This window comes from Telmatocola sphagniphila (genome assembly GCF_018398935.1).
Taxonomy (GTDB): Bacteria; Planctomycetota; Planctomycetia; order Gemmatales; family Gemmataceae; genus Telmatocola; species Telmatocola sphagniphila.
On the sequence record NZ_CP074694.1, the window covers coordinates 1345420 to 1368653 of the forward strand.

The following is a 23234-nucleotide window of genomic DNA, read 5'->3' on the forward strand; positions in this document are numbered from 1 at the left end:
GATAGCTCAGGGAAGAATCTTTCTCCCAGAGGGATCTGGTTTACACATGCGGAACTTTCTTCGCACACTGAAGTATTCCTGGAAATATCGTGCCAGGCTGATTATCTCCGTACTCTGCGCCATAGCAGCGGCGGCTCTGTGGGGTTCGAATTTCACAGCAATCTATCCCGTTTTGAAAATTCTAGGTAGCCGCCAAAACCTGCACCAGTGGGTCGACCAGAAGCTGAAAACCCTACAGGACGAGGCTTCTCGGGATTCGGAAAATATTCAAAAAATTCGAGATTATCTCGAGGAAGATGTCAAAAAGGGAAAATACCAGTGGGCGGATCCGGGGCTTCGAAAACATGAAGAGCTTTACCTGAGTGGTAAGATCGCTCAGATCGAATCCCGCATGGATAGCACCGCCTCCCGGATCTATCGCTATCAGCAATTGAAAGTCTACGTCATCAAGCACTTGCCGCAGGACTTATTTCTGACGTTGGCGGCCATTCTTGGCCTGGTAGTGTTGGCGGTGGCCATCAAAGGATTCTTTGAATTCTGGCAGGAATGGCTTGTCGGAAGTGTCATGAATAAAACACTTTACGACCTGCGTAACGACTTTTTCCGCAAAACAATTCAACAGGATTTGAGGCAAATCCAGGAATCGGGCTCCGCCGATCTGATGACCCGATTTACCAACGATACCGAGCAGATCGGCGTCGGCGTGAAGATTCTCTATGGCAAGGTTATAGCTGAGCCATTACGAGCACTTTCCTGCGTTGTGATTGCCGCCATGATTAGTTGGCAGTTGACGGTGTTATTCCTGATAATGACGCCGGTCTCGTTGGTGTTGATGGCCAAAACCAGCCGGATGATGAAGAAGGCGACCCGTCGGGTTTTGGATCGTATGTCCAGTATTTACAAGATCTTGCAGGAAACCTTCCAGGGGCTGCGCGTCGTCAAAGCCTTTACGATGGAATCCTACGAACGCCGTCGGTTCAGCGAGGCGACCCGGGACTATGCAGATCGGTCGATGCGGGTGATTACTATCGATGCCTTGGCGGGTCCTTTGATCGAAATTCTCGGGATCACGGCCGTGAGTTGCGCCCTCCTTGCGGGAGCTTATCTGGTTCTCAACGAAAAGACTCATCTGGTCATCGCCGGGATGAGTTTTCGAATGAGTCAGAGTCCTATCGAAATTGAGACTTTACTGAACCTTTTTGCGCTTTTGGTCGGTATGGCCGATCCGATTCGCAAACTTTCCAGTGTTTATACCAAGATTCAAAACGCCTCCGCGGCTTCGGATCGCGTATTCCAATTCATGGACAAGGCTCCCGAAGTGAAACCGAATGCCTCCGGGCCGCAACTGGAACGCCATTCGAAATCGATAGTCTTCAAGGACGTTTGCTTCTCATACCACGACGGCTATCCTGTTCTCACCAACATTTCCTTGAAGGTGGCCGCCGGCGAGACCATTGCTCTGGTAGGCTCCAATGGCTGTGGAAAATCGACACTATTGAATTTGTTGCCGAGATTTTACGATCCGAATCATGGATCGATTTTGATCGATGAAATCGATCTTCGGGAAGCGAATCTTCGCAGTCTGCGCAAACAGATTGGAATTGTGACGCAGGATACCATCCTGTTCGACGACACGATTTTCAACAACATTCTTTACGGGAACCGACAGGCGACCAAGGAAGAGGTGATCGAAGCTTCCAAAAAGGCCTTCGCACATGAGTTCATTCTTAAACTCTCCGGCGGCTATGAAACGTTAGCCGGCGAAGCTGGGAAAAGCCTCTCGGGTGGTCAGAAACAGCGTATCGCACTGGCGCGAGCCATCTTACGGAATCCTTCGATTCTGATTCTGGACGAGCACACAAGCCAATGCGACCCAGTATCTGAAAATCTGATTCACGATGTCCTGAAGGATTTCAAAAAGGGGCGGACCGTCTTCATCATTACACACAAGATGCATGCCGTCGAGATTGCCGATCGTATCGTCGTCCTGGATAAAGGTCGCATTGAAGCGATTGGAACTCACGAACAGTTGATCGAGAGTTCCTACACTTATCAGCGATTGGTGGATGCGCATGCTGTTCGCCGGGCTGCCTAGTCGAGAAAATTCGCCCGCTCGGATTATCTGTGAAATTGCGATTCTGCTTCCCCTCTGCCTGATTATTTATGCCACCGATTTGAATGGCTCGGATCTTTGGGCCAGCCACGAAGCCCGTGCGGCCATGGATGCCCAAAGTCTCCTCGAATCACAAGACTATTTGCTTCCTCAACTTTTTGATGGCTCTCTCGAATTGCAAAAACCGCCGGGATATTATTGGCTCGTGGCCGGTTTAGCGACTTTACGCGGTCACGATGTGGATGAGATAGACGTCCGCCTTCCCGCAGCTCTATCGGCGACATTCACCGTTCTGCTGGTTCACGTTTTCGTACGTCGATTACTGCCTCGACGACCCGCGTTTGGGATTGCCATTATCCTAATGACTTCCATTCACTGGATCGCCTTGGCACGCACCGGACGAATCGATATGGTTTTGACCGGTGTGGTGACAATGGCCTTGATTTTGGGAACCTGGTCTCCGGTTTCCAGAGTGGGGATGTTTGCGAAAAGCCTCCTGCTTCTGTTCAGCCTGGCTTCTGCTTTGTTCCTGAAAGGCTTGATCGGCTGGTTGATGATTCTAGGAGCCTGGAGCGTACTTTGCATTGCGAAGTCGCGTCGATGGAATTCGCGATTCGACTTGTTGTGTTCCCCTACCCTGGTCGCGACAGTTTTATTGGGTTTTGGTTCATTGATTCTCGTTATTCCATGGTTTTACCTGGCCAATCGGCACACGAATGGGGAGCTATTCGAATCGTTAATCGTCTATCACCATTTTCACCGAGCATTTGGCGGAAGCGAACTCGCGTCGCATCCCGTATGGTTTTATATTCCGCGCTTGGCTTTTGATTTTCTGCCCTGGTCGCCCTTTTTATTGGTGTCGGTAGTGGCTGTGCTTCGACGGCGAGAACTCCGGATTAATTTGCAGGAGCAGCCCGGCCTTGGTGGATTGTATTGGTTTAGCCTGGTCGCTTTCTGCGTGATTTTTTTCGGTCTATCGTTCTCCCGTTTCAAGAGGGCGGATTACCTGCTGCCGGCTTATCCCTGGCTAGCGATATTCACTGGCGTACTCTGGAACGCCATGCAGAGCCGGCACTCCTCAAGCGTTCAGAGGATGACGCAAATACTCTTTCTTCTTGTTTCTCTGGGAACGACGATTGGGGTGAGGATCAGCCAGCAGAGAGATGCGCTCCCCTATGAGATTCACGCTTTCTCGGTGGCTGTTCGACAGGAACAACCCAAACCCAGCCCAATCCTACTATTTCGACTGGAAGCTCATCAACTCTCCTGGCAACTGGGCAAACCGCTGAAAACCGTGATCGAATGGCACGATTTGAGAACTTTGCTCGGCGATAACGCGAACTTTCTCATTCGCGAAGAGGCCTTGGCGGAATGCCAGGAAGAGTTGAAGGAATTCAGACTGAAAATCTTGCTCCGAAGTGTCGATTTTCTGCAATCCGCTGGCAAAGCTCATCGTGCGTATGTATTTTTGAAAGCAGAGAAATCAAACGCACCTTGAGACTGAACTGTATATGGATGGCATCTCAATCCTACTTCCCGTTTACAATCAATCCAACCATTTGACAAAAGCTGTTTCGATCTGGCAGGAAACAGTTGAAAAATTGAAACGACCCTACGAAATTATCGTCATCAATGATGGAAGCAGCGATTCGACCCGGGATACTCTAAGCACCATGCAGGCGAACCCGAAGTATTCTAATTTACAGATCTTTCATCATGAGACCCGCCGGGGCTACGGGGCGAGTCTTCGCACGGCCCTACCGAACGTTCAGAAAGAACTGATCCTGCTGACCTCCCTGCGTTATCCTTACCAGCCCGAAGAACTTCGCAAGCTGCTCGACGCCCTCAAACAAAAAAATGAACTGACTGGCCAGCAGGTTGCTGTTGTCAACGGTTGTCGGCTGGATCTCCCTTACGTAGGCGGTGCGGCCTTTCGTGGCGAGATTTTGCGGTACGGAACTCGGATTTTTTTCGGCCATCTTCCGGAGAAGCCGCAGGGCTTGTGTTCCCAATACTCCTGGAGTCGCTGGTGGCGGTTGCGCCTGCAGTTTGGTTTGAAATTCCACGATACCTTCAGTGAATTTAAAATTATTCGACGGGAAGTTCTGGAAAGAATGGAATTGCAGTCCGATTCCGAATTCCTCCTGGCGGAGATCCTGGCAAAGGCGACTTTCCTGGGATTTCTCATGGATGAGGTGCCCATCGCTCAGAACCAAAGTCCGATGCCTTGGGGAGCGGAACCGGAACTGCCGGAACTGTTCAGAAAAGATCGAAGTGAGGTCTTTCGTAAGCAGAAATTCAAGCAAAAATTGAGATCCGAAGATCCGCCGTGCGATCCTATGCTTCCCACTGTCCTAGCGGATCCCGCCCCTACACCATGAGACATTATTTTTCGATCCTGATTCTCCTGATAGCCGGGTGCTCCAAGAATCCCGCGAAACCGGAATTGGTCTGGGGTTCCTTTGGTGTGACCGATGGCCATTTCACCGTTCCTCGAGCGGCGGCGATCGATCCCCAGGGACGCCTATTCATCGTCGATATGCAAGCCAAGATTCAGGAATTTGATCTGGACGGCAACCATCTTGGCGTCAGCTGGCACACCCCCGATTACCGTAACGGCCGACCCAGCGGATTAGGAATTGATCGGGATGGGAATGTCATCGTTTGCGACTCGCATTATCATTGCATTCGCATCTACGATGCGACCGGTAAAGAGCTCAGAGTCATTGATGGAAACGGCGCGAATTTCGGCTACGTCAGCGATGCCCTGCAGGATGAAGACGGAAATTTCTACATCTCGGAATTTGGAGATTTGGATCGCATCTCCAAACTGAATGCGGATGGCAATCTGCTGAAACATTGGGGGAAAACTGGAATTGAGGATGGCGAGTTTAATCGCGTACGAGCCATGGCATTCGGACCAGATAAGCTCATTTACGTTGCGGATTCCTGCAATCACCGCATTCAGGTTTTTGATCGCGAAGGAAAATGGATAAGAACATTCGGCACACTGGGATCAGAACCTGGTGAGTTCAACTACCCATTCGATCTCGCGTTTGATTCCAAGGGCAAATTGATTGTTCTGGAGCGCGGCAACCATCGGGTGCAAAAGCTGACTGCTGAAGGGATATCTATTGCAACCTGGGGTGTCCCCGGACGCCAGCCCGGAGAACTCAACGACCCTTGGGCTCTAGCGGTGGATTCAAAAGATCGCATTCACGTAATCGATACTAAAAATCACCGCGTTCAGCGGTTTCGCTTCGCGGAGTAGGATCAGTCGATGTACTATCTGAACGATCACTGGTTGGCACTGACGCTGATAATCTGCGTTTTGCCAGGTCTGGCGATCAGCTTGCTTCGGCATCTCCCGCTCCGTGAAGTTCTCCTTCGCTTCTGGTTTTTAATTCCGATTTGTCTGGCAACAGGGCATTTCATTTATCGCTACAGTTGCTCGAGTGCACCCGAGCGGGAAGATCTGTTTCTGTGGTGGGCCGGTGGCAGCGCGGCGTTATTGATTCTCGAATTGATCACCGTTCTGGCTTTTAGAAGGTGGTCTTTCGAACTTTTTCGAGCCAGTCTGCTTCTCTTCGCCTGTTCCCTCGGGTTTTTGGTCGATCCGATCCAGGGCGCTGGCAAATCGGCCTATCTGAACCTATTAGGGTTACGCTTTGTTGAACCGATATGGCTTCTGTTACTTTTGATTCTGATAGTGCTGGTACCCTGGAGCTACAAGAGTTTAAGTAGCCTCGGGGCCCGACGCCGCTGGATCATATTGGGATTGCGTAGCGGCTTGATTGCATTCCTCGCACTGGCCATGGCAGAACCCCAGCTTCGAAAAATGAATGAAAATACGACGGTGCTTTTCGTGCTGGATCGAAGTCTGAGCATACCCACCGAATTTGACGGCAAAACGGTCGATGCAGCGGGTGTCGCCCAGGACAATCGCTGGAGGCGAATTCAACAATTCATCAACGAAGCGGTAGGTAAAAAGGGACCTGCTCATCGCAATGATCTGACCGGGGCCATTCTGTTCGGAAAGCGGCCTCGTCTCGCACTTCCTCCCGCTGCCGTGGACAAAATGGTCGTGAGCGATAGCCTCGCGGGTCCGATTGATGGCCAGTACACAGACATCGCCTCGGCTATCAAGTTAGCACTCGCTTCATTTCCGGAAGGAACCGCCAAGCGAATCGTGCTGGTGAGTGATGGAAACGAAAATCTCGGGAATGCCGAAGAACAGGCGTTACTCGCTAAACAGAATGGCGTTCAGATCGACACTGTGCTGCTGGCTCCGGAATATCACAATGACAACGAAGTGATGGTCCAGAACATAGAGACGCCTTCGCGCACGGCCAAAGGAGCACGACTTCCGCTGCGGGTTTTGATGCGAAATACAAATCCGAATAAGTCCGTGGAAGGAACTTTAGAACTAATCCAAGTCAAGGAGGGACGCGAAAAGGCGGTTCCCATACAGCCTACCTTCGACGTTCTGGAAACCTCTCCAATCGGAGCGAAAGTTCGGCTTCGTCCTGGTCTGACTGTGTTCACGTTTCGCGATAAACTGGACGATACTGGTAAGGAAATCGACTCGGCTTACAGCTACAAAGCGATTTTTAAACCGAACGAGGAACTGCCGGGGGATCGGATTCAAAATAATCGGGCAATTACTCACATCATCGCCAAAGGGCAACGAAAAGTTTTGATGCTCGAAGCGGAAGGTGATGAAGAGGGAGCTTTCGCTCATCAATTTTTGATCGATCAACTCCGAGCCGCCAAATTTCAGGTGGTTCCGGTAAATGTCACCCGTTTGCCCGTGGATCGCAATGAACTATCGGTTTTTCTCAGTAACTACGATTGCGTGGTCCTTGCGAATGTTCCCGCCGAGCTATTGACCCGAGATCAGCAAGAGACGATTCGAAGTAACACTTACGATCAAGGTTCCGGACTGGTGATGATTGGCGGTCCGGATAGTTTTGGGGCTGGGGGATATCAGAAAACGCCCATAGAAGATGCCCTGCCCGTCGATTGCGATATCAAGGCCATGAAGGCCGCGGGTAAAGGTGGTCTAGTTTTGATCATGCATGCCTCCGAACTGGCCGATGGCAATAAATGGCAGAAGGATATTGCCAAGCTGGCCATTCAGAAATTATCGGCCGTCGATATGGTCGGATTGCTGTACTTCGGGGGCCTGAAAGCCAACTGGCATATTCCTTTTCAGACTGTAGGAACTGATCGAACCAAGTTTTACAAGTTGATAGATCGCATGGTTCCAGGCGATATGCCCGATTTCGATCCTCATCTCAGAGCGGCTTTTGAAACGCTTTCCGATCCAGAGTTGGGGTTGTCCACCAAGCATTGCATAATCATCAGCGACGGCGATCCTCAGTTGGGTGCATTGGGACTGAAAGCACTCCAGGGGATGAAAAAGGCTGGAATCACCTGTACCACGGTTGGGGTTGCGACTCATGGCGTGAATGAAAACAAACGCATGGAGACCATGGCTTTCGAGGCCGCCAAGGGCGGAAAATTCTACGAGGTCAAAGACGCTAATAAACTGCCCGCGATTTATATCCAGGAAACGCGACGTGTCAGCCAATCTTTCATCTACGACGCTCGCTTTAATCCCAAGATGGTTTTGCGGGGCGGTCCGACGGATCAATTGGATACCAATCTCCCCGATCTCTTCGGCTTCGTTCGTACCACTCGAAAAAATTCACCGCTAGTGGAAGTGCTTATCGAAGGGCCTCGAACCTTTGACCAGGTATTTCCTGTGCTGGCTGCCTGGCAGTACGGCCTAGGTCGCTCGGTGGCTTTCACAAGCGATGCCCGTTCGCAGCCGCAAAAAGTGGAAGGCTGGGATCGACGCTGGGCGGGATCGGATATGTATCGCAAATTCTGGGAGCAGGTCATCGGTTGGGCGATTCGCGGCGTGGAAACAGAGCGGCTCTCGATAGCCACCGAATACCGAGATGGCCGCGTAAGATGGACGGTCGAAGCCCGAGATGAGGCAAATCAGCCGATCACCAATTTGCGATTGGATGGCGGCGTCACACAACCGAATAGTGGACCCGATACCAAGCCGGCAGAAATTCGTTTCGAACAGAAAGCCCCCGGCATCTACGAGGCCGAGTTAAAGGCCGAAGAGGCCGGTACTTATCTACTAAATGCGGTCGCACGTCAGACGGTGACGACTTATAAAGGTCGATCCAAAGAGAATCTTTCCTCCAAGTTGATTGAGAAGGACGGCAAGCTCTTTCTGGAAGACGGGACCGAAGTCAAAAAAAATCCGGAGGGAACCCTGCTTTATGCCGACGACAATACTCCTGTCGTAGAGCAAAAGGCTGGTGAGAAAGTGGTCGACAGCCAACGCACGGCCGTGACAATTTCTTATTCTCCCGAATTCAATGATCTGGAAAGCAATCCCGCACTTATGACCAAGCTGAGCAAGATCACGGGTGGAAATATTTACCTGGAATCGGATGCGCAGTTCAAGAAGATCATCAGCGGGGAAGAACTTTTCCGACCTGGATTGGCGACGAGCCGGAGCTTACAAACCGTTTGGCCCTGGCTGGTATTTCTGGCGGGCTGTACGCTACTGGCCGATGTGGGAACTCGTCGCATCAATCTCGACCCTCAAGAATTGAACACTTATGCCCGACAAGCCTGGAACAAACTTCGTACTGTTGAAATGGCTGAGTCGAAATCGGATGATTTCCTCAATCGCTTGAGGCAGAAAAAAACGGAAGTGGCCGAGACGATCGATCAGGGGAAATCGGAACGAAAGTTCGAGGCTACCCCGGGAAATCCTGCCACTTACGTTCCGCCCCCTGGTGCCGATAGTATCTTGGATAACCCGGCGGCTCCCGTCCTTAAGCCTAAACCAGCGACCACTGAAACTAAACCGACCGACAAAACCGACGATTTCTTCAGCAAGTTGAAGAAGGCCAAAAAGCGGGCTGCTACAGACACCGATAATCCCGAAGAGAATAAATCTTAAGCGAGACGAACCATGAGCAATATTACGGAACGAGCCTCCCTCTTTCGGGAAAAGCACAAGAAGCTGAAGCAGGAAATTGGCAAAGTGATGGTCGGTCAGGATGCCGTTGTCGAAGGTGTGCTGATGGCTATTTTTGTAGGTGGTCACGTGCTGTTGGAGGGAGTGCCAGGTCTGGGCAAAACGCTTTTAGTCCGAACGTTATCGCAAACGCTGGAATTGAACTTTGCTCGCATTCAGTTCACGCCCGATTTGATGCCTTCTGATATTCTCGGAACGAACATCATCACCGAGACACCCGAGGGAAGGCGCGAATTCCGATTTCAGTCGGGTCCGATCTTCGCGCAGATTGTACTGGCGGACGAAATCAACCGGGCGACTCCTAAAACGCAATCGGCTCTGCTGGAGGCCATGCAGGAACATAGCGTTACGATAGCCGGCGAAATCCACCGCCTGAAAGAACCGTTTTTCGTGCTTGCCACTCAAAATCCCATCGAACAGGAAGGTACCTATCCCCTCCCCGAGGCGCAGCTAGACCGCTTTTTGTTCAAGCTGATTGTCCCTTTCTGTACCCGCGAGGATCTGAATTTCATCCTGGATCGGACAACAAAGGCAGATCATACCAAGCCTGAAAAAATCATGGACGGGAATGAGATAATAGAAGCGCAACAATTGATTCGGGAGGTGCTAGTGGCCGGGCCGGTGCAGGATTACGCGATCCGGTTGCTGCTGGCCACGCACCCGAATAATGAATTCGCTCTGCCGATTACCAATCGTTACGTACGCTGCGGGGCGAGTCCGCGCGGCGTTCAGGCCATTATTCTGACGGCTAAGGTGCAGGCATTGCTGGAGAATCGATTCAACGTCAGCTTTGGAGATGTTCGGAAAGTTTACCTCCTGGCCCTGCGCCATCGGGTATTGTTGAATTTCGAAGCTCAGGCGGAAAGTCTTTCGACCGATATGGTGCTTTCGCAAATTCTGCAGGAGGTTCCGGAAGTCTTAAAGGATTGACGGGTGGTTCGAAAAGGGCAATAAAAAACCCCGGAGGAAAACCTTCGGGGTTTGGTTGTTATTAATTCAGATTAAGCGGGAATCTCCACACTGTGGGTCAGTGCCCGTTCTCGAAGCTGCTTCATACCCCGAACGTTGATCTGGCGAACGCGTTCTTTGGTAATTCCAAAGAGCTTGCCAATCTGTTCGAGGGTCATTTCCGCGGACCCGTCGAGACCGTTTCGCATCTTAATCACTTCCCGCGTTCGAGGGTCGAGACCATCGAGCAGGATATTGATCTTGCTGCGAGCAGTTTCCGCCTGGGCCAGCAATTCCTGTTCGTCCGAACGAACGTCGGCGCGAGCTTCGAAGACATCTTCCGCACCCGTGAGGTAATGCTCACGCTGCTTCTTTTCTTCGGGAATGCTACGGGCATAATTTTTCATTATGGCCCAACTGGCATAGGTACTGAATTTATTACCTCGTCCGTAGTCGAATTTTTCAACGGCACGGAGCAAAGATACATTCCCGTCCGAAATAAGTTCGAACAGGCTTTCCCCTTGCAGGGAGTGTTTTTTGGCAATGGAGGCCACCAACCGCATATTGCAATTGATCAGTCGATTCTTCACATCCTGAATTTTCAGGCGGAGTTCTTCCACCTGCCGCATTTCTTTGACGCGGGGTTGATCCGGATTGATCGACTGTCGCAGCTTATGCAGCTTGTGTTTCAGGAAATTCATCAGTCGGAACTGATGAGCTTCCTGCTCCCGGCTTAACAGCGGCCATTCGTACAGGGAAGCAAGTTCGGCAGGAACGTCTTTGGGAGCTTTCATGCTCTTGCGGTCGGCCTGGAATTTTTCTTCCCCCGGCATGGACGCCAGGATTTCGTTTTCCTTCGTCGAGTCATCGAAGTCGGCATTGTATATGTAATCGACCGGTGTCTTGAGCAGAGACTCGGCTCGCACTTCATTCTTATCTTTGAACTGCGGATTCCGCTCCCGACCGTATTTCTTCGCAAGGGTGTTCATGGCGATCCCCTTCCGTTCCTGTGTGGTATCCTCAGTCATCGCAACCCCAACTGGTTTGAGGAAAATAGCCAGCGGGGGGTTCTCCTGATCGAAGTTCCGAATGGTATACCGGATAGCTTCGACCGATCTTCCTAACTGCCGGGCAATTCGGCGGCTCGTTTCCGTGAGCGATGCGCCGGCCCGGGCAAATCGTCGGGCATTGTGGAGAATCTTGTCTTTCTCCGACGTAGTCAGATGAGAAAATCTGCTACTCCTTGCCACGCGATCCTGGTGTTGATTCAAAAACGATTCGACGATCGATTGCGGGAAAGCCAACTGTCGGCGACCATTCATGATCACCCGATTGCCAACTAGTCCACGAACCCGCCATCGACTGATCGTCTTCGTGGATACATTAAATTTTCTGCTGATTTCTTCCAGCGTGAGCATCGGTTCCCGGGCTTCTTCAATCGGAAGCGCGGGAATCGATCTTTCGAGCATGCGGACGATCAGATGAAGATCGTTCTGAAGCTCGATACCTTCGATGAGCAAATCCGCATGGGTTTTAGACCGGTAACCAGTGATTCGAAAGCAGACGTACGCATAAGGGTAGGTCGACCCAAGTTTCACTTCTCCCAGAAGCTTTTGCGCCTCAATCAACTGCTCATGACGGCGTTCCACGGGAGCGTATCGCACCTGCTGGTCCGCCAAAGCTTCCAATTCTGAATGCTTGAAGGTATTCACCGGAACCGCTCCTGGGTGGTCCATCGTTTCCGGTAAGCCCGTCTAAAGGTTATTCTTTAAATTGCCTGGAATCTTTCCCGGCTGCGTAGAATACTTTTGGACTCAACCTTTAGACGCGAACTTACCAATCCAAGGTTCGCGCTACGGGGAATATCTATGCAAAGCTCGTGCCAAATAGTCTGGTCAGCTTTTTTTGGTCGCCACCTAAAAAAATAGGCGGTATTTGCTGACTTTCCTGATTACAAGGCGGATTTGTCTATAAGACGTTTGTATTATTGTTGTTTTGAATCGCAATTTTGATGGTCAAATTTACAGTCTTTCCTGTGCAATTTTGCATGCCAATGAGAATATTTGCACACTCTCATTTTGAGTCGAATCCTGCTGCAGCGGTCGTAGCGAGTGCCTACCTCAGAATCTCTAATTGCTTTTCGGGATTAATCCTGTCGCCTCCCCGGACAAGGTAAAATGCAATGTTCGCCCGGATTCTGTGAGAGATCTCATGCCTCGACTTCATTTCCTAACGGCAATAAGTGTAACACTCTGGTTAAGCTCAAATGCAATATCTCAAGAGACCTACCTCCTAAAAGAGTCCTTTGAAGTCGGTACCGCATATCGGGTAGCAACCCGCTCTCAGCTCAGCGGCAGTATCACCATTCCCGTGGGAGAGGGAAAGCCTGCCAAAACCGTTCCCATCCGGGGACTTTGTACCACCAACTATTCCGAAGAAATTCTTCCAGACGACAAAAAAATTGCCGAGCGTAGAACGCTTCGAATATACGAAACCATCGATTTCCGCAAAGCGGTAGCCGACGTAGATCAGTCGATGCGACTCCGTCCCGCCATCAAGCAAATGGTCTTTCTGGAGAAGGAAGGAAAGCGACTCCCCTTTTCCCCAGCCGCACCGCTGACCTGGAATGAAATTGAATTTCTTCGCACTGAAACCTTCGTTCCAGCTTTGATGGGGCTGCTGCCTGGCAAGGAAGTGAAAGTACTGGATACTTGGAAGCTTCCCAGCGAAACCGCTCGCGACCTCACAGATCTCGAAAAGGTGGAAGATAACAACTTGATCGGTCGCTTCGTTCAGGTAACCACTCTGAATGGCCGTCAGGTCGGCGAATTAAGCCTATCCGGGTCCGCACGTGGGGTCAATGAAGATGGGCCGACAAAGCACACTTTGAAAGGATCGGTCTTTTTTGACCTTCAAAGCAAAGTCATCACCTATGTTTCCATTCTGGGAGAGCAGCATTTATTCGATTCAAAGGGAGAGATCAATGGAAAACTCGAAGGTCGTTTTGTCCTCACTCGTGAGCCACGAGAGGCCTTTTCACTTAGGAAAATTGCGGCGGTCTCCGCTTCAGACATTCTGCCTAACGAGTCGAACACCCGACTGCTGTACGAGATTCCGGAACTCGGTTTCTCCTTCCAATATCCCCGACGCTGGCATATCAATCAAACTCGAGGCCGACAGATCACGGTCGATGAACCAGGCGGTAGCGGGGTCTTATTTACGATAGATCCGATGGCGAAGTTGCCCTCCGCCGAGCGCTATCAGAAGGAAGTTTCGGATTTCTTCCGGGATCGCAAGGTGCCGATCCGGGTCGTTAACCCGATCCATAAGTTCACGGAGTTTGCTAATGCGGCTCGATTCACCCTGGAAGTGCAGGAGAGCAACGCTCGACCGACCTTGGATTACTATGTGATCGCCGGGAGAAGTTATGGGGCGACTGTTGCGGGTCGAATTGTGGGGGCCGATTCGGATGCTCTGCGAAAAGATGTCGAAACCATGGTCCGAACCATAAAGTTCAAAGACTAGGGTTTACTCGCGTCGCCAACTTTGTTTTCGTCCAAACCGGCCAGATGATCGCGAAGTTCGTCGTTTACTGTCGGTGTTAACTCGCGGAGGCGGGACATCATAGAGGTGGCGCTTCTCTGAGGGGTTCGCAATTCCTGCAAGTAATCTAGAAGCACCTTTTTACGATCCGGCTTGGATTGCATCAGATAGTGGACCCAGGCCCAGGCTTCGCGATATTCCGCTCTCTCCATTTGCTGAACCTGATTGAGTTGTTCCATTCTCGCCAGATCGGGCGTAAACGGGCCGCGGCGCAACTGCTCTAGGTGGGAAGAATTCAAACCATGATTGGCGGGGGGTAATTCAAAGTATTCCGCCAAGCCCTCATCGAGCCAAAGGGGCACCTCGTGCAATGAACTGTGTAACAAAGCGTGAGTCAATTCGTGCCGGAGATCTTCCGTGATGTTATCCCCCCAGTAGGTAAAGACTAGCAGGTCTTCCGTTCCGCGCGAGGAGCGCGGTTGCGAGATAAAGAAGGCTCGCCGACGCGGCAAATCGGGGTACCGGTTCCGCATATATTTTTCGTAGCGGGCCTGATCTTCGAAGAGAAATACTTGAACTATGGCCGTTGAAGGTGGCAATTGCAGTTCGTTAAAGACTTGATCGTGCAGTTCGGCCAGTTCCTGGAACATGCCCGAATGGTCTTTCAAGGGAAAATCGGCATAGAAAACGTACTGGGATAGGCGGAGAGAATATTTACCGGGTGCCGGGATGAGGGCGGCCTTGGTTTCCTTTTCTTCATTCGATTTAAAAGAAGCGCAGCCAAGCTGAACTCCGATTAACAAGGCTGCCAGCCACAGCACTGAAAAGAACCGATGATTTCGAAACCTGGGAGAACTCATCCGTCCATAAATCCCACACGAGAGCTTTGCCCCGCAGCAGGATAATCCAGATTGCGATTTTGTGCCAGATCGGATTGGGTTTTAGGACTATTTAAGTACCCTGCCCCGTTTCTGGTTGCGGGCGATCTTTGCCTGGGTTGCCTCAGCCACCCATTTCCAGCAAGCTTTCCAATCTTCGCGTCCTCTCAAAGGCCATAACTGATAGGTTCTTAAGAAGCGCAGCCGATCGGTTCGGGTAATATTTCTCGATTCGATAAAGCTGGCATTCAGCCGAACCAGGTCTCGCCAGGCTCTGTGGGGTGAAATTTGCCGGCGGATGCGCATCCCAACGAGATCAATGAAAGACACCTTGGGTTTGGGGTAGCGGATTTGTACAAGCAAGTTGGCGGCTTTCAAATCGCGATGGGTGATGCCCCGTTCGTGCATGTGTCGAATCGTATGAGCAAGCTGATGTATCAATTCTCGTTTGTACGCACGGCACTGATCGAACTCGACGTCCAATACTTCCTGAAGTTCCTGGGCTTCTGGAAGCAACTCACAAAGAAGGTAGCCTTCCCGAGGAATCCCCCGGTGCATCCGATGCAGGACGAGCACAGGAATGGCGGTGGGTAGAAGACGATCCAGCAGCGCATGCCCCATCAGCCAGGAATGGAGCGCGGGAGATCGGCGGAAGCGATTTTTCAGTGCATCGCCAAAGCTCTGAATTCGGAATCGTTTGAGTACGTATTGCCGTCTTTGAAATTCGAGCGGAACCACCGAAGAGCTTTTGGAATTCTTCCACAACCGTTCGAGCTGAGCGAATGGTTGATCTGGATCACTCATCAATATATCGGCGAGTTCACTGGGACAATTCGCCGCACGAAAGCCTTTCATACTCCGGGATTTTAAGCTCGGAAAATGACGCTTGTGTGAAATAGCTCGTCTGTACCGGGAAGCCCAAAAGTCAAAATTTTGCTTTCGAGTTTCCGCATCGACGGCGCGGACAGTCAGTTTCTCCCACCATCTGCGAAGTTTAAAATATTCTCGCCAGAATCGCATTCGATCCAGACGTGTGGTACGCAAAACGAACCAGCGATTGATTAGGGCTAAATGGATTTTTGTTACTTCGGTGTTGAGATAACCGTAGCTGTGGCGAGTCACGGCATGGATATCCAGCAGGAAAAATTCGGGAGCCTGAGTGCGATCTTCCCAACGGATCAGAAAATTTCCCGGGTGAGGATCGGGATGCATTATTCCTTGATTGTGTAAATTAGCCACAAATCCCGCGAAGGCTTTCGTCAGATTTCGCCGATCTCTGGGTGCCGGGGCAATGCATGTCCAACTTTCGAGCAAGTCCATCAGCGATTGAGTTTCGCCGATTTCTCTAGTGATCAAATGACTTTGTCCCGCGAAGAAGCCCAGTTCTACTCCCCACGCTATCGGCTCAAAGGTGGCAATACCCATTTTCCAGAGCGCTCTGGCCTGATCAAATTCGAGCCGCGCTTTCGGCTGACGCAGCCATTCCCTAGCCCAGGCACGCGGCCCGCTGAGCTTGCAGAATTTCCAATAATATCTTTCACGATCAATGAGCACCCGAAAGACCGTGCGATGAGGACCTTCTTTAATGATTTCCGCATGGCCCTCTCTTAACAGCAATTGTAAATTCAGAGTCTCGCTGTTCAGTGGTGAAGCCAAGGAATGTTGCCATTGAATCTCATTGGCAGTGGGGATCCGATTTCCTTCACCTCTGGGTTTTTGTCTAACTGAGTGATTCTCTGACGGCTTGCTCAGTGCATCGATTAGTTTCAGCCAGACTGCCGCACCCCTCTGCACGCTATAACGATTTTCAAATCGCTGCCGCGAATTCAAACCCATACTTCGGCGAAGATCCGGCTTTTCAATTAAAGATCTTACCGCTTTTAGCCATGCATTTTCGTCGCGGACCAGGAAGCCATTTTCGCCTTCGATAATCATCTCCGGATGTACGCCGACTGGATTTGCGATTACCGGTAGCCCGGCGGCCATGTATTGCAGCGTTTTGAGTCCACACTTCCCTCGACTCCAGAAGTCATCGGGAATCCAACTGATTCCGATATCTGATTCGGCGATTCTCAGCACTTCACTTTTGGCATCCCAGGGCACGAATTCCACTGGAAGTTTTGAAAGCTCCAGCTCCTGATCGCAGATAATGCGAAGGACTAATCTATCCGAAACCTCTGCCAACGAATCGAGCACGGAACAAATTTGTTTCAGCCCCTGCAGGGTGCTTGAGGATCCTATCCAAACCAGTCGAATTTTATCATCCGGTTTTGATATGGGGTCTCGAGGGTATAGATTCTCGTCTACGCAGGTCGGGATAAGGATACTTTCCGGGTTTGCAACCACCCATTGGACTGGCAAGGTAACCCAAGTTGCATAATGCAGGGAATTTTGCTTGAGAAACTTGTTTCCAGGAGTGACGACATCTGCGACTCTACAGATATTGATGAAGCGTCGATTCCTCTTGCGGTCATAACTGGACTTTGCAAAAGAATCTCGGGACCAGACGGCATCGTCATAATCGAATATCAGTTTCTTGGCATACTTGCGGAGGAGTAGCAGTTCCCAGCCGGAAAAAAGCTTCCGTTGCAATATGACGATGTCGTACAGTTTCAGTCGGCGAAACAAATTCCAGCGAGCTAGAGGCCCTTTTGGAATCGCAGCGAGTTCCAGCTGGTGACCCGCTCGTTCGATTATTGCTTTGAAGGCTGTGATGCGATACCGGCAACACACATGGTCGGCCCCCTCCACCAGCGCGACGATTTTCTGAGGATTTGCGGAAAGCGGAATATCCAACTTCGAATTGGCCGCTTGGTTATCCGAATTGGCAGACGAGTCAGTCAAATCACATCCTATGATTTCCGTCGGGTTGCGATGGCCCGCGCCAGATCGCGTTTCGATTCCCGATCTTTTATTGAATCCCGTTTATCGTGAAGCTGCTTACCTTTGGCGATCGCAATCTCGATTTTTGCCCGACCCGCTTTGAAATACATCTGCAAAGGAACCAGAGTAAAACCTTTCTGAGTCGCTTTGCCGGCGAACTTGTCGATCTCGCGCCGATGCAGGAGCAATTTGCGATCTCGCTTGGGCTTGTGATTGAGCCGATTGCCCATCGAATATTCCGGTATCTCACAACCCAAAAGCCATAATTCTCCAGCATTCAAGTGCGCGTACGAATCCTCAAGGTTGCAGTGCCCGTCCCGGAGGGTTTTGACTTCCGTCCCTACGAGAACGATTCCGCACTCGATCTTTTCCAGAATCTCGTATTCGTGAAAAGCCCGTCTGTTACGGGTTATCACCTTAATCTCATCGGGAGCAGTCTTATCTTTCGCCATGATCTCAGTGTATCCCGTCGAGTGGCATAAGATAATCTCTAGCGACCAATTTAGCAAAGGGGTGCCAGTTGCAGCCGATTCCGGAACCCAGATTCACTATTTCGGAGCATGACTGGCCGACGTTGCATTGGGATTTGTTTCTGGAAGTTGAAGCCGTTTTATGGAGTTGGCGGCTATTGGCTGACCCCAGAGCTTCGACAGTGATACCGGTCGAAAGAACCACCGATCACCGGAAGCTCTATCTCGATTATGAAGGGCCTGTTAGCGACAATCGCGGAACGGTTCGCATCATCGAAACAGGCAGATTTCGGCCCACGTCGAAATTCTTCGACCAGTTCGAGCTGAAGGGTAAGAGCCTGAGCGGTCTGTGGAGGTTCGCCTGCATCGAAGGCAGTGAATGCCTCATTCGCGAGGGAAATGTCAAATCAGGGGAGTTGCGCGACTCGTGAACCGTTGGCTGCGGAATGGCCATATAGGACCAATTCGTTATTTTTGATCTGTAATTGCTGGATGTGGAATGTCGGGCGCATCTGACTCGCCTGCAATTTGACGACAGCGACCGGATTGCCATTGCGGCGGTACCAAACCAGATCGGCGTTCCACTTTCGAGCCAATTCAGAAATTTGATCGAGCAAAAACCGAGGGGATATCCCAATCGATCCGCTCTTCAGTGAAACGATCTCGATGCCGATGGTATTCACTTCATTCGCAACCATCCAGACTTTCAAATTGATCGAAATGATTGTGCTCCAGAATCCTTTTCCGTAGCGGCAACCGAGCCGGAGTGAGCCCTCCTCGAAGCTGATTCGGGGTTCGGAAAAACCGTCTGGCAGATTCTTTTCGCCGCCGACCGTCTCAAAGTCCTCCTGCAGATAGCTGTTGATATTCGCATTCGTAAATTTATCGCCCCAGACCGGATCGCCACTGCCGAACATGCTCCAAAGATCGGAGGCCTTCCTCTGGCATTCTTTCGATTGCTGATTACGTATCTCTCCGTCTGGAATATAAGCCGCTTCGTAGAAAGCGGGCCTCTGCTTCAGAGCCAATCCCAGGGCCGAGCAGACAACAAAAGCGATGGCTGCCAGCAAACCGATGTTGGTGAGTTTGCGCTTCAGATTCTTGCTCATGTCAGACAAATACCTCCAACGCCCAAATAGCACAATGCGAATTCGGAAGGAAGTCACCCAATTAGCTAGGGGTACCTACCGTTGGCAGGGGAGCCAGTTTACCCGGCTTGGCCGTTCTGCGCCTCTTTTGGGCCAACATGAGTCAAAAGGGGGAAATCCATCAAGTAGCATGTTAAACTTTGCCGAAAATGACCGGGGAACAGATTTTTCCAATGCTACCGATTACTCGGCGTGCGCGGATTTTTCCGTTTCTGGGACGAGTCGTGGGAAGGCTCGTATGCGTGTCCGAACACCTAAGCTGAAGAACCGGTATGAACACGAAATCCGAAAGCCAGTTCGCCGCCAAATTCAGAGCGAAAGATGATCGCCCGCGGCGATTGTCAGCTTGGGTTGGGCTGGCCCTGACCGTTGCAAGCTCGACGACATTGTTCGCGGGCTATTTTCTATTTTCCAATGCGGGCGCCCTCATGGCCGCACCCCGTACGGATGACGACGATGTCATTTGGAAGGCCAAGGCTCCCGCTGCGCCCACTTCTCAAGTGGTCATCCCGGCCGTAGTTCCAGGTACCGCGAAGCCCGAGGATCCTTTCAAGCTTTCGCAGCAGGCTCAGATTCCGGCGAGTACCGTGCCTGCCGCGGTTGGCACTCTCCCGAATTCCCGAGTTAAATCCGTACTTCAAAATTACGGCCAGGCAGGTGTGCAGCAAACGGGTTTTCAGCCTCCGCTGAGCCCTTTGCCTAAGAACCCGCCGGAGGATCCGAAACTCAAACTGGATCCGCCAGCGAACACTCCCCAGACCAAACCAGCAGATACCGGCGCTCCGGCACGTCCCACGGAGCCGGCGATCCTGCAAGGTGAACAGATTCCGACCAAACCCAAACCGGTCAATCAGGGTCGGCCTAACCGCACGCCCGAAGACGAAGCCTTGCTGACCGCCGCTCGAACGGCCTACGAACAATCTCGATATGACATCGCCGCGGAGAGATTTGAGCGATATCTCTCTCTCCATCCCAAGGATGTGGAAATTCGCAGGGAGTATGCGGGCGTATTGAACCTGGCGGGAGAGCCTCGCCGGGCTGCGGCTCAGTATGAAATTCTCATTGCAGACGATCCCAATTCACTCGAATATCGTGCTCTTGTAGGTGATCTGTACATCATCGCCAAGGACTATCGGAAGGCAATCGGCCATTTCGCTACGGCTATCGAACTGAATAAGAGTGACCCGGATGCCAAGCGTCGGCTTCGATCCGAATTCGAATTGTCGGTCCGTTTAGCCCGGGCATTTGCCTTCGACGGTGATTATAAACACGCCGAACAGGTATATGACCGCTTCCTGGCGACCATTCGTCCGGAAGATCCGACCGCACCTCCGGCCCTGGGGGCGCTGCTCTTGGACCTCGAACGGCCCAATGAAGCCCTGTCCTACCTGATGGAGCAGAAAAAACGCAATCCGGAAAATCTGGAAGTCCTTGCCAGTTTGGTACGTGCTCTGGCTCGATTGGGTGAGCGACAAGCGGCCATGGAGCAATTAGTGGCCATGGCCGGCGTGAAGCCCAAGGAAAAGGCGGTTCGAATTGTTCTTGGCGATTCTTTATTCGCAGCGGAAGAATTTGAAATCGCCGGGCACGTTTACAATCAGGTCCTCCAGGTCGATCCGGCGAATGGCAATGCCCTGATCGGTCTGGCCAAGGTTCACTTGGCCATGTATCTGCCGGCCAACGCCAAGAAAATCCTCGACAGCTTCGTTCCAGGCAACAACGTCCAGCGAGCTTATTTACTGACCTATGCCGAATATCATCAGGTCGTCGGCGAATACACCGAAGCCAAATTGATTTACAAGGATATGCTTCGACGGAACGAACTCGATCATGAAGTTCGTCTCTCATTAGGCCTTCTCTTCGATTACACCAAGGAGTGGGAAAAGGCCAAAGCCGAATATGCCAAGATTCCGCCGAACTTCCCGATCATCGGCAAGAAAGCGAGATTGGCCTTCGCCGCTTCACTCTTCAATCAACGCAAGTATCAAGAAGCGGTCGATGTCACGCGGACAATTTTGACCGATTTCCCGGATGATCCCGCAGTGATCAGTCAAATGATCCGCCATCTGGCGAAAGCGGGTCAGGCGGATCAAGGTGTGGCACTGGCTCGAGCGTTTCTTGCTTCGAACCCTCGCAGCGAAGTGGCGGCTTTCTCGATTCGCTCGACTCTGGCTAAAACGCTGCTGGAATGCAATCGCTACCTCGATGCTTCCCGCGAGTACGAAATCATTCTTTCCCGTCCGATCGGTCGTGTGCCCTCCTCCTATTATGGATTGGCCCGAGCATCCGAGAAAATGGGAAATGTGCAGCGAGCCTCTGAATTGATCGGTTGTATTATCGGCGTATTGGGAGGCGATACGCGCCAGCGACTCGTTCTGGCGGATCTCTACTCCGCGGATTACGACGATGCCCATGTCGTGGAACTTTGCATGGGAGCCTTGCAGTACGATCCCAACAACCTGGCGGTCTTAATCCGTCTCGCGGATGGAATGCAGCGTCAGGCACGCTATACCGGCCAACCGCAAGCCGCTTTTGAATACTGCATCCGGATCCTCAACCTGTCTCCGACAAACGTTCGCGGGCACCTGGCGATGTCTCGATGCTTTGCTATCGCACAGAATTATCGGAAATCGGCTGCACAATATATGCAGTTGATTCAGATCGATCCGGAATTTACGATTCCGCCTCGCGAACGCGCTCGCGTTCTCTATAGCGATCATCAGTTCAGCGCGGCACGATCTCAATACCAGGCCATGCTGTCTCCCGCACCCGATCAGTATTTGATTGGCGAACTGGCCGGAGTCGTCCAACGGCAGCCCAAGGTTCGCACCATTCTGGAACCCTATACCATGACCAGCCTCACCGGGCCGGGCTTGCGTAAGGAAATGGAACGCGTCGCCTGCACGCTCCCGGATGATGAGGCGAAACTGGCCGTACTGCGTCTGATCAACGATTACGATGCAAAGGTGGCCGAGCAGAAGGCTTTTGCTTTGGAAATGGAAGCCAAAGAACTCAAGGATTATCGGAATTATCAGGCTCTTCCGGCCTACGATGCCATCAATCGTTACGAACCGACCAATACCGAAACTCTCTTCGACATGGGACAGGTATACGGCGCTTTGACGATGACTCGCCGTGCCCAGGAACTTTATAACGGTACCCTGGCGGTGGATCCCACGCATCGCGATACCATGGTCGCGATCGAACGATCCGGAGCCGACCTGAATCCATCTTTGGATATGTCGTACGACTACTTCCGGGAACGGGGCCGCGATGGACTGGCATCGATCGATCGGCAGCGGTTATCCACGGGTGTGAAACTGCCCTGGGGGGATGAGAACGAGTACATCGAGTTCGGCTACGATCGAGTTCTCTACCAACCGACCATTTATAACAACGACGATGGAAACATCCCGTGGATCCGAATGCAGAAGAAGTTCGATGACAACAGACTCTTACTCTACGGTCAAATGAATCTGGAGCTTTTCCAGAACGGGTTCCAAACTCGCCCGACTTTTGATGTCGGCTTCCAGTACGCTCACGATGACTGCCTCAAGACTCGTGGCGGTCTGTACCTGGATAATGTCGCCGAGAACGGCGAATCGATCCGGCAGGATATCCATCGGTTCGGAGCCTATGTGGGGGCCGATGTGCTGATGACCCGCACCTGGGACTTCGGTGGTACCTATCGTTATGGGCATTATTCAGATAGCAACAACATGAATATGTTGGAACTCTATAACGAAAACAGCCTGACCCTGCCGCCGAAGCAGCTGAAGATTGTTGAGAAGTACACCTTCTATGGTTACTCTTCTCAGACGATTTTCCCGACCGACCCGCCAAATCCGCTGGATTTGTTCGGCACGATCCATCCATACTTTGCACCGAAGACTTTCAATTACGGGGAAATTCGACTCGAATGGTGGCACTGGTTCAGCCGGGATTACTTCGTGCACAGCGACCAATGCTGGTATAGCCTGCAATACGGGCTAGGTGCGGACGACCGACTGGTCACCTACAACGACTTCAAGGGGTTGATTAACTACGACATTACGAGTTGGATGACCTTCGGAATCATGGGTCATGTGCAGCTATCAAGTGCCTACAAGATGTATGAGGCAATGGGGTATGTCTCCATTCGCATGCCCTAAGTCAATTTGAACTTTGAAATCGCCGAGC

14 protein-coding genes are annotated in these 23234 nt (G+C 51.5%); 9 read left to right on the forward strand and 5 right to left on the reverse strand.

Annotated features, from left to right (window positions below):
- Window positions 1–46: 46 nt before the first annotated feature.
- Genes KIH39_RS05660 through KIH39_RS05685 form a run of 6 tightly spaced genes read left to right on the forward strand, consistent with a single transcriptional unit; the run spans window position 47 to window position 10115 of the window.
- Window positions 47–2095 carry an ABC transporter ATP-binding protein gene (locus KIH39_RS05660; protein WP_213498288.1) on the forward strand — a complete coding sequence of 683 codons (2049 nt, stop codon included), beginning with the start codon at window positions 47–49 and terminating at the stop codon, window positions 2093–2095.
- A complete protein-coding gene (locus KIH39_RS05665; protein ID WP_213498289.1) occupies window positions 2067–3611 on the forward strand; it encodes an ArnT family glycosyltransferase in 1545 nt (514 codons plus the stop codon). The genes KIH39_RS05660 and KIH39_RS05665 overlap by 29 nt, the downstream gene beginning before the upstream one ends.
- A 13-nt stretch (window positions 3612–3624) precedes the next feature.
- A complete protein-coding gene (locus KIH39_RS05670) occupies window positions 3625–4494 on the forward strand; it encodes a glycosyltransferase family 2 protein (protein ID WP_213498290.1) in 870 nt (289 codons plus the stop codon).
- Entirely contained in the window at window positions 4491–5384 is an 894-nt protein-coding gene (locus tag KIH39_RS05675; RefSeq protein WP_213498291.1) for a 6-bladed beta-propeller, read from the forward strand. The genes KIH39_RS05670 and KIH39_RS05675 overlap by 4 nt, the downstream gene beginning before the upstream one ends.
- Window positions 5385–5393: 9 nt before the next feature.
- On the forward strand, window positions 5394–9107 hold the full coding sequence (locus KIH39_RS05680) for a VWA domain-containing protein (RefSeq protein WP_213498292.1): 3714 nt from the start codon (window positions 5394–5396) through the stop codon (window positions 9105–9107).
- A 12-nt stretch (window positions 9108–9119) separates the two neighbouring features.
- On the forward strand, window positions 9120–10115 hold the full coding sequence (locus tag KIH39_RS05685) for an AAA family ATPase (RefSeq protein WP_213498293.1): 996 nt from the start codon (window positions 9120–9122) through the stop codon (window positions 10113–10115).
- Window positions 10116–10186: 71 nt separating this feature from the next.
- On the opposite strand, the gene KIH39_RS05690 is transcribed toward KIH39_RS05685, so the two are convergent.
- Entirely contained in the window at window positions 10187–11845 is a 1659-nt protein-coding gene (locus KIH39_RS05690) for a sigma-70 family RNA polymerase sigma factor (protein ID WP_213498294.1), read from the reverse strand.
- A 499-nt stretch (window positions 11846–12344) separates the two neighbouring features.
- Here KIH39_RS05690 and KIH39_RS05695 point away from each other — a divergent pair, with 499 nt between their 5' ends.
- The gene (locus tag KIH39_RS05695) at window positions 12345–13658 is read left to right on the forward strand and encodes a hypothetical protein (protein WP_213498295.1); all 1314 of its coding nucleotides are present in this window, start codon (window positions 12345–12347) and stop codon (window positions 13656–13658) included.
- On the opposite strand, the gene KIH39_RS05700 is transcribed toward KIH39_RS05695, so the two are convergent.
- The 3 genes from KIH39_RS05700 to smpB form a co-directional block, all read right to left on the reverse strand.
- Window positions 13655–14536 (reverse strand): DUF1570 domain-containing protein, encoded by an 882-nt coding sequence (locus tag KIH39_RS05700; protein ID WP_213498296.1) that lies wholly within the window; start codon window positions 14534–14536, stop codon window positions 13655–13657. The two genes, KIH39_RS05695 and KIH39_RS05700, sit on opposite strands and share 4 nt — an antisense overlap.
- 87 nt (window positions 14537–14623) lie before the next feature.
- Window positions 14624–17398 carry a lipopolysaccharide kinase InaA family protein gene (locus tag KIH39_RS05705; protein ID WP_213498297.1) on the reverse strand — a complete coding sequence of 925 codons (2775 nt, stop codon included), beginning with the start codon at window positions 17396–17398 and terminating at the stop codon, window positions 14624–14626.
- 8 nt (window positions 17399–17406) lie between these two features.
- On the reverse strand, window positions 17407–17889 hold the full coding sequence (gene smpB / locus KIH39_RS05710; protein WP_213498298.1) for an SsrA-binding protein SmpB: 483 nt from the start codon (window positions 17887–17889) through the stop codon (window positions 17407–17409).
- 68 nt (window positions 17890–17957) lie between these two features.
- Here smpB and KIH39_RS05715 point away from each other — a divergent pair, with 68 nt between their 5' ends.
- The gene (locus KIH39_RS05715; protein ID WP_213498299.1) at window positions 17958–18338 is read left to right on the forward strand and encodes a DNA polymerase ligase N-terminal domain-containing protein; all 381 of its coding nucleotides are present in this window, start codon (window positions 17958–17960) and stop codon (window positions 18336–18338) included.
- Here the strand turns inward: KIH39_RS05715 and KIH39_RS05720 are convergent.
- Window positions 18315–19016 carry a hypothetical protein gene (locus KIH39_RS05720; RefSeq protein ID WP_213498300.1) on the reverse strand — a complete coding sequence of 234 codons (702 nt, stop codon included), beginning with the start codon at window positions 19014–19016 and terminating at the stop codon, window positions 18315–18317. The genes KIH39_RS05715 and KIH39_RS05720 overlap by 24 nt on opposite strands.
- Before the next feature lie 311 nt (window positions 19017–19327).
- Here KIH39_RS05720 and KIH39_RS05725 point away from each other — a divergent pair, with 311 nt between their 5' ends.
- Window positions 19328–23206 carry a tetratricopeptide repeat protein gene (locus tag KIH39_RS05725; RefSeq protein ID WP_213498301.1) on the forward strand — a complete coding sequence of 1293 codons (3879 nt, stop codon included), beginning with the start codon at window positions 19328–19330 and terminating at the stop codon, window positions 23204–23206.
- Window positions 23207–23234 lie beyond the last annotated feature (28 nt).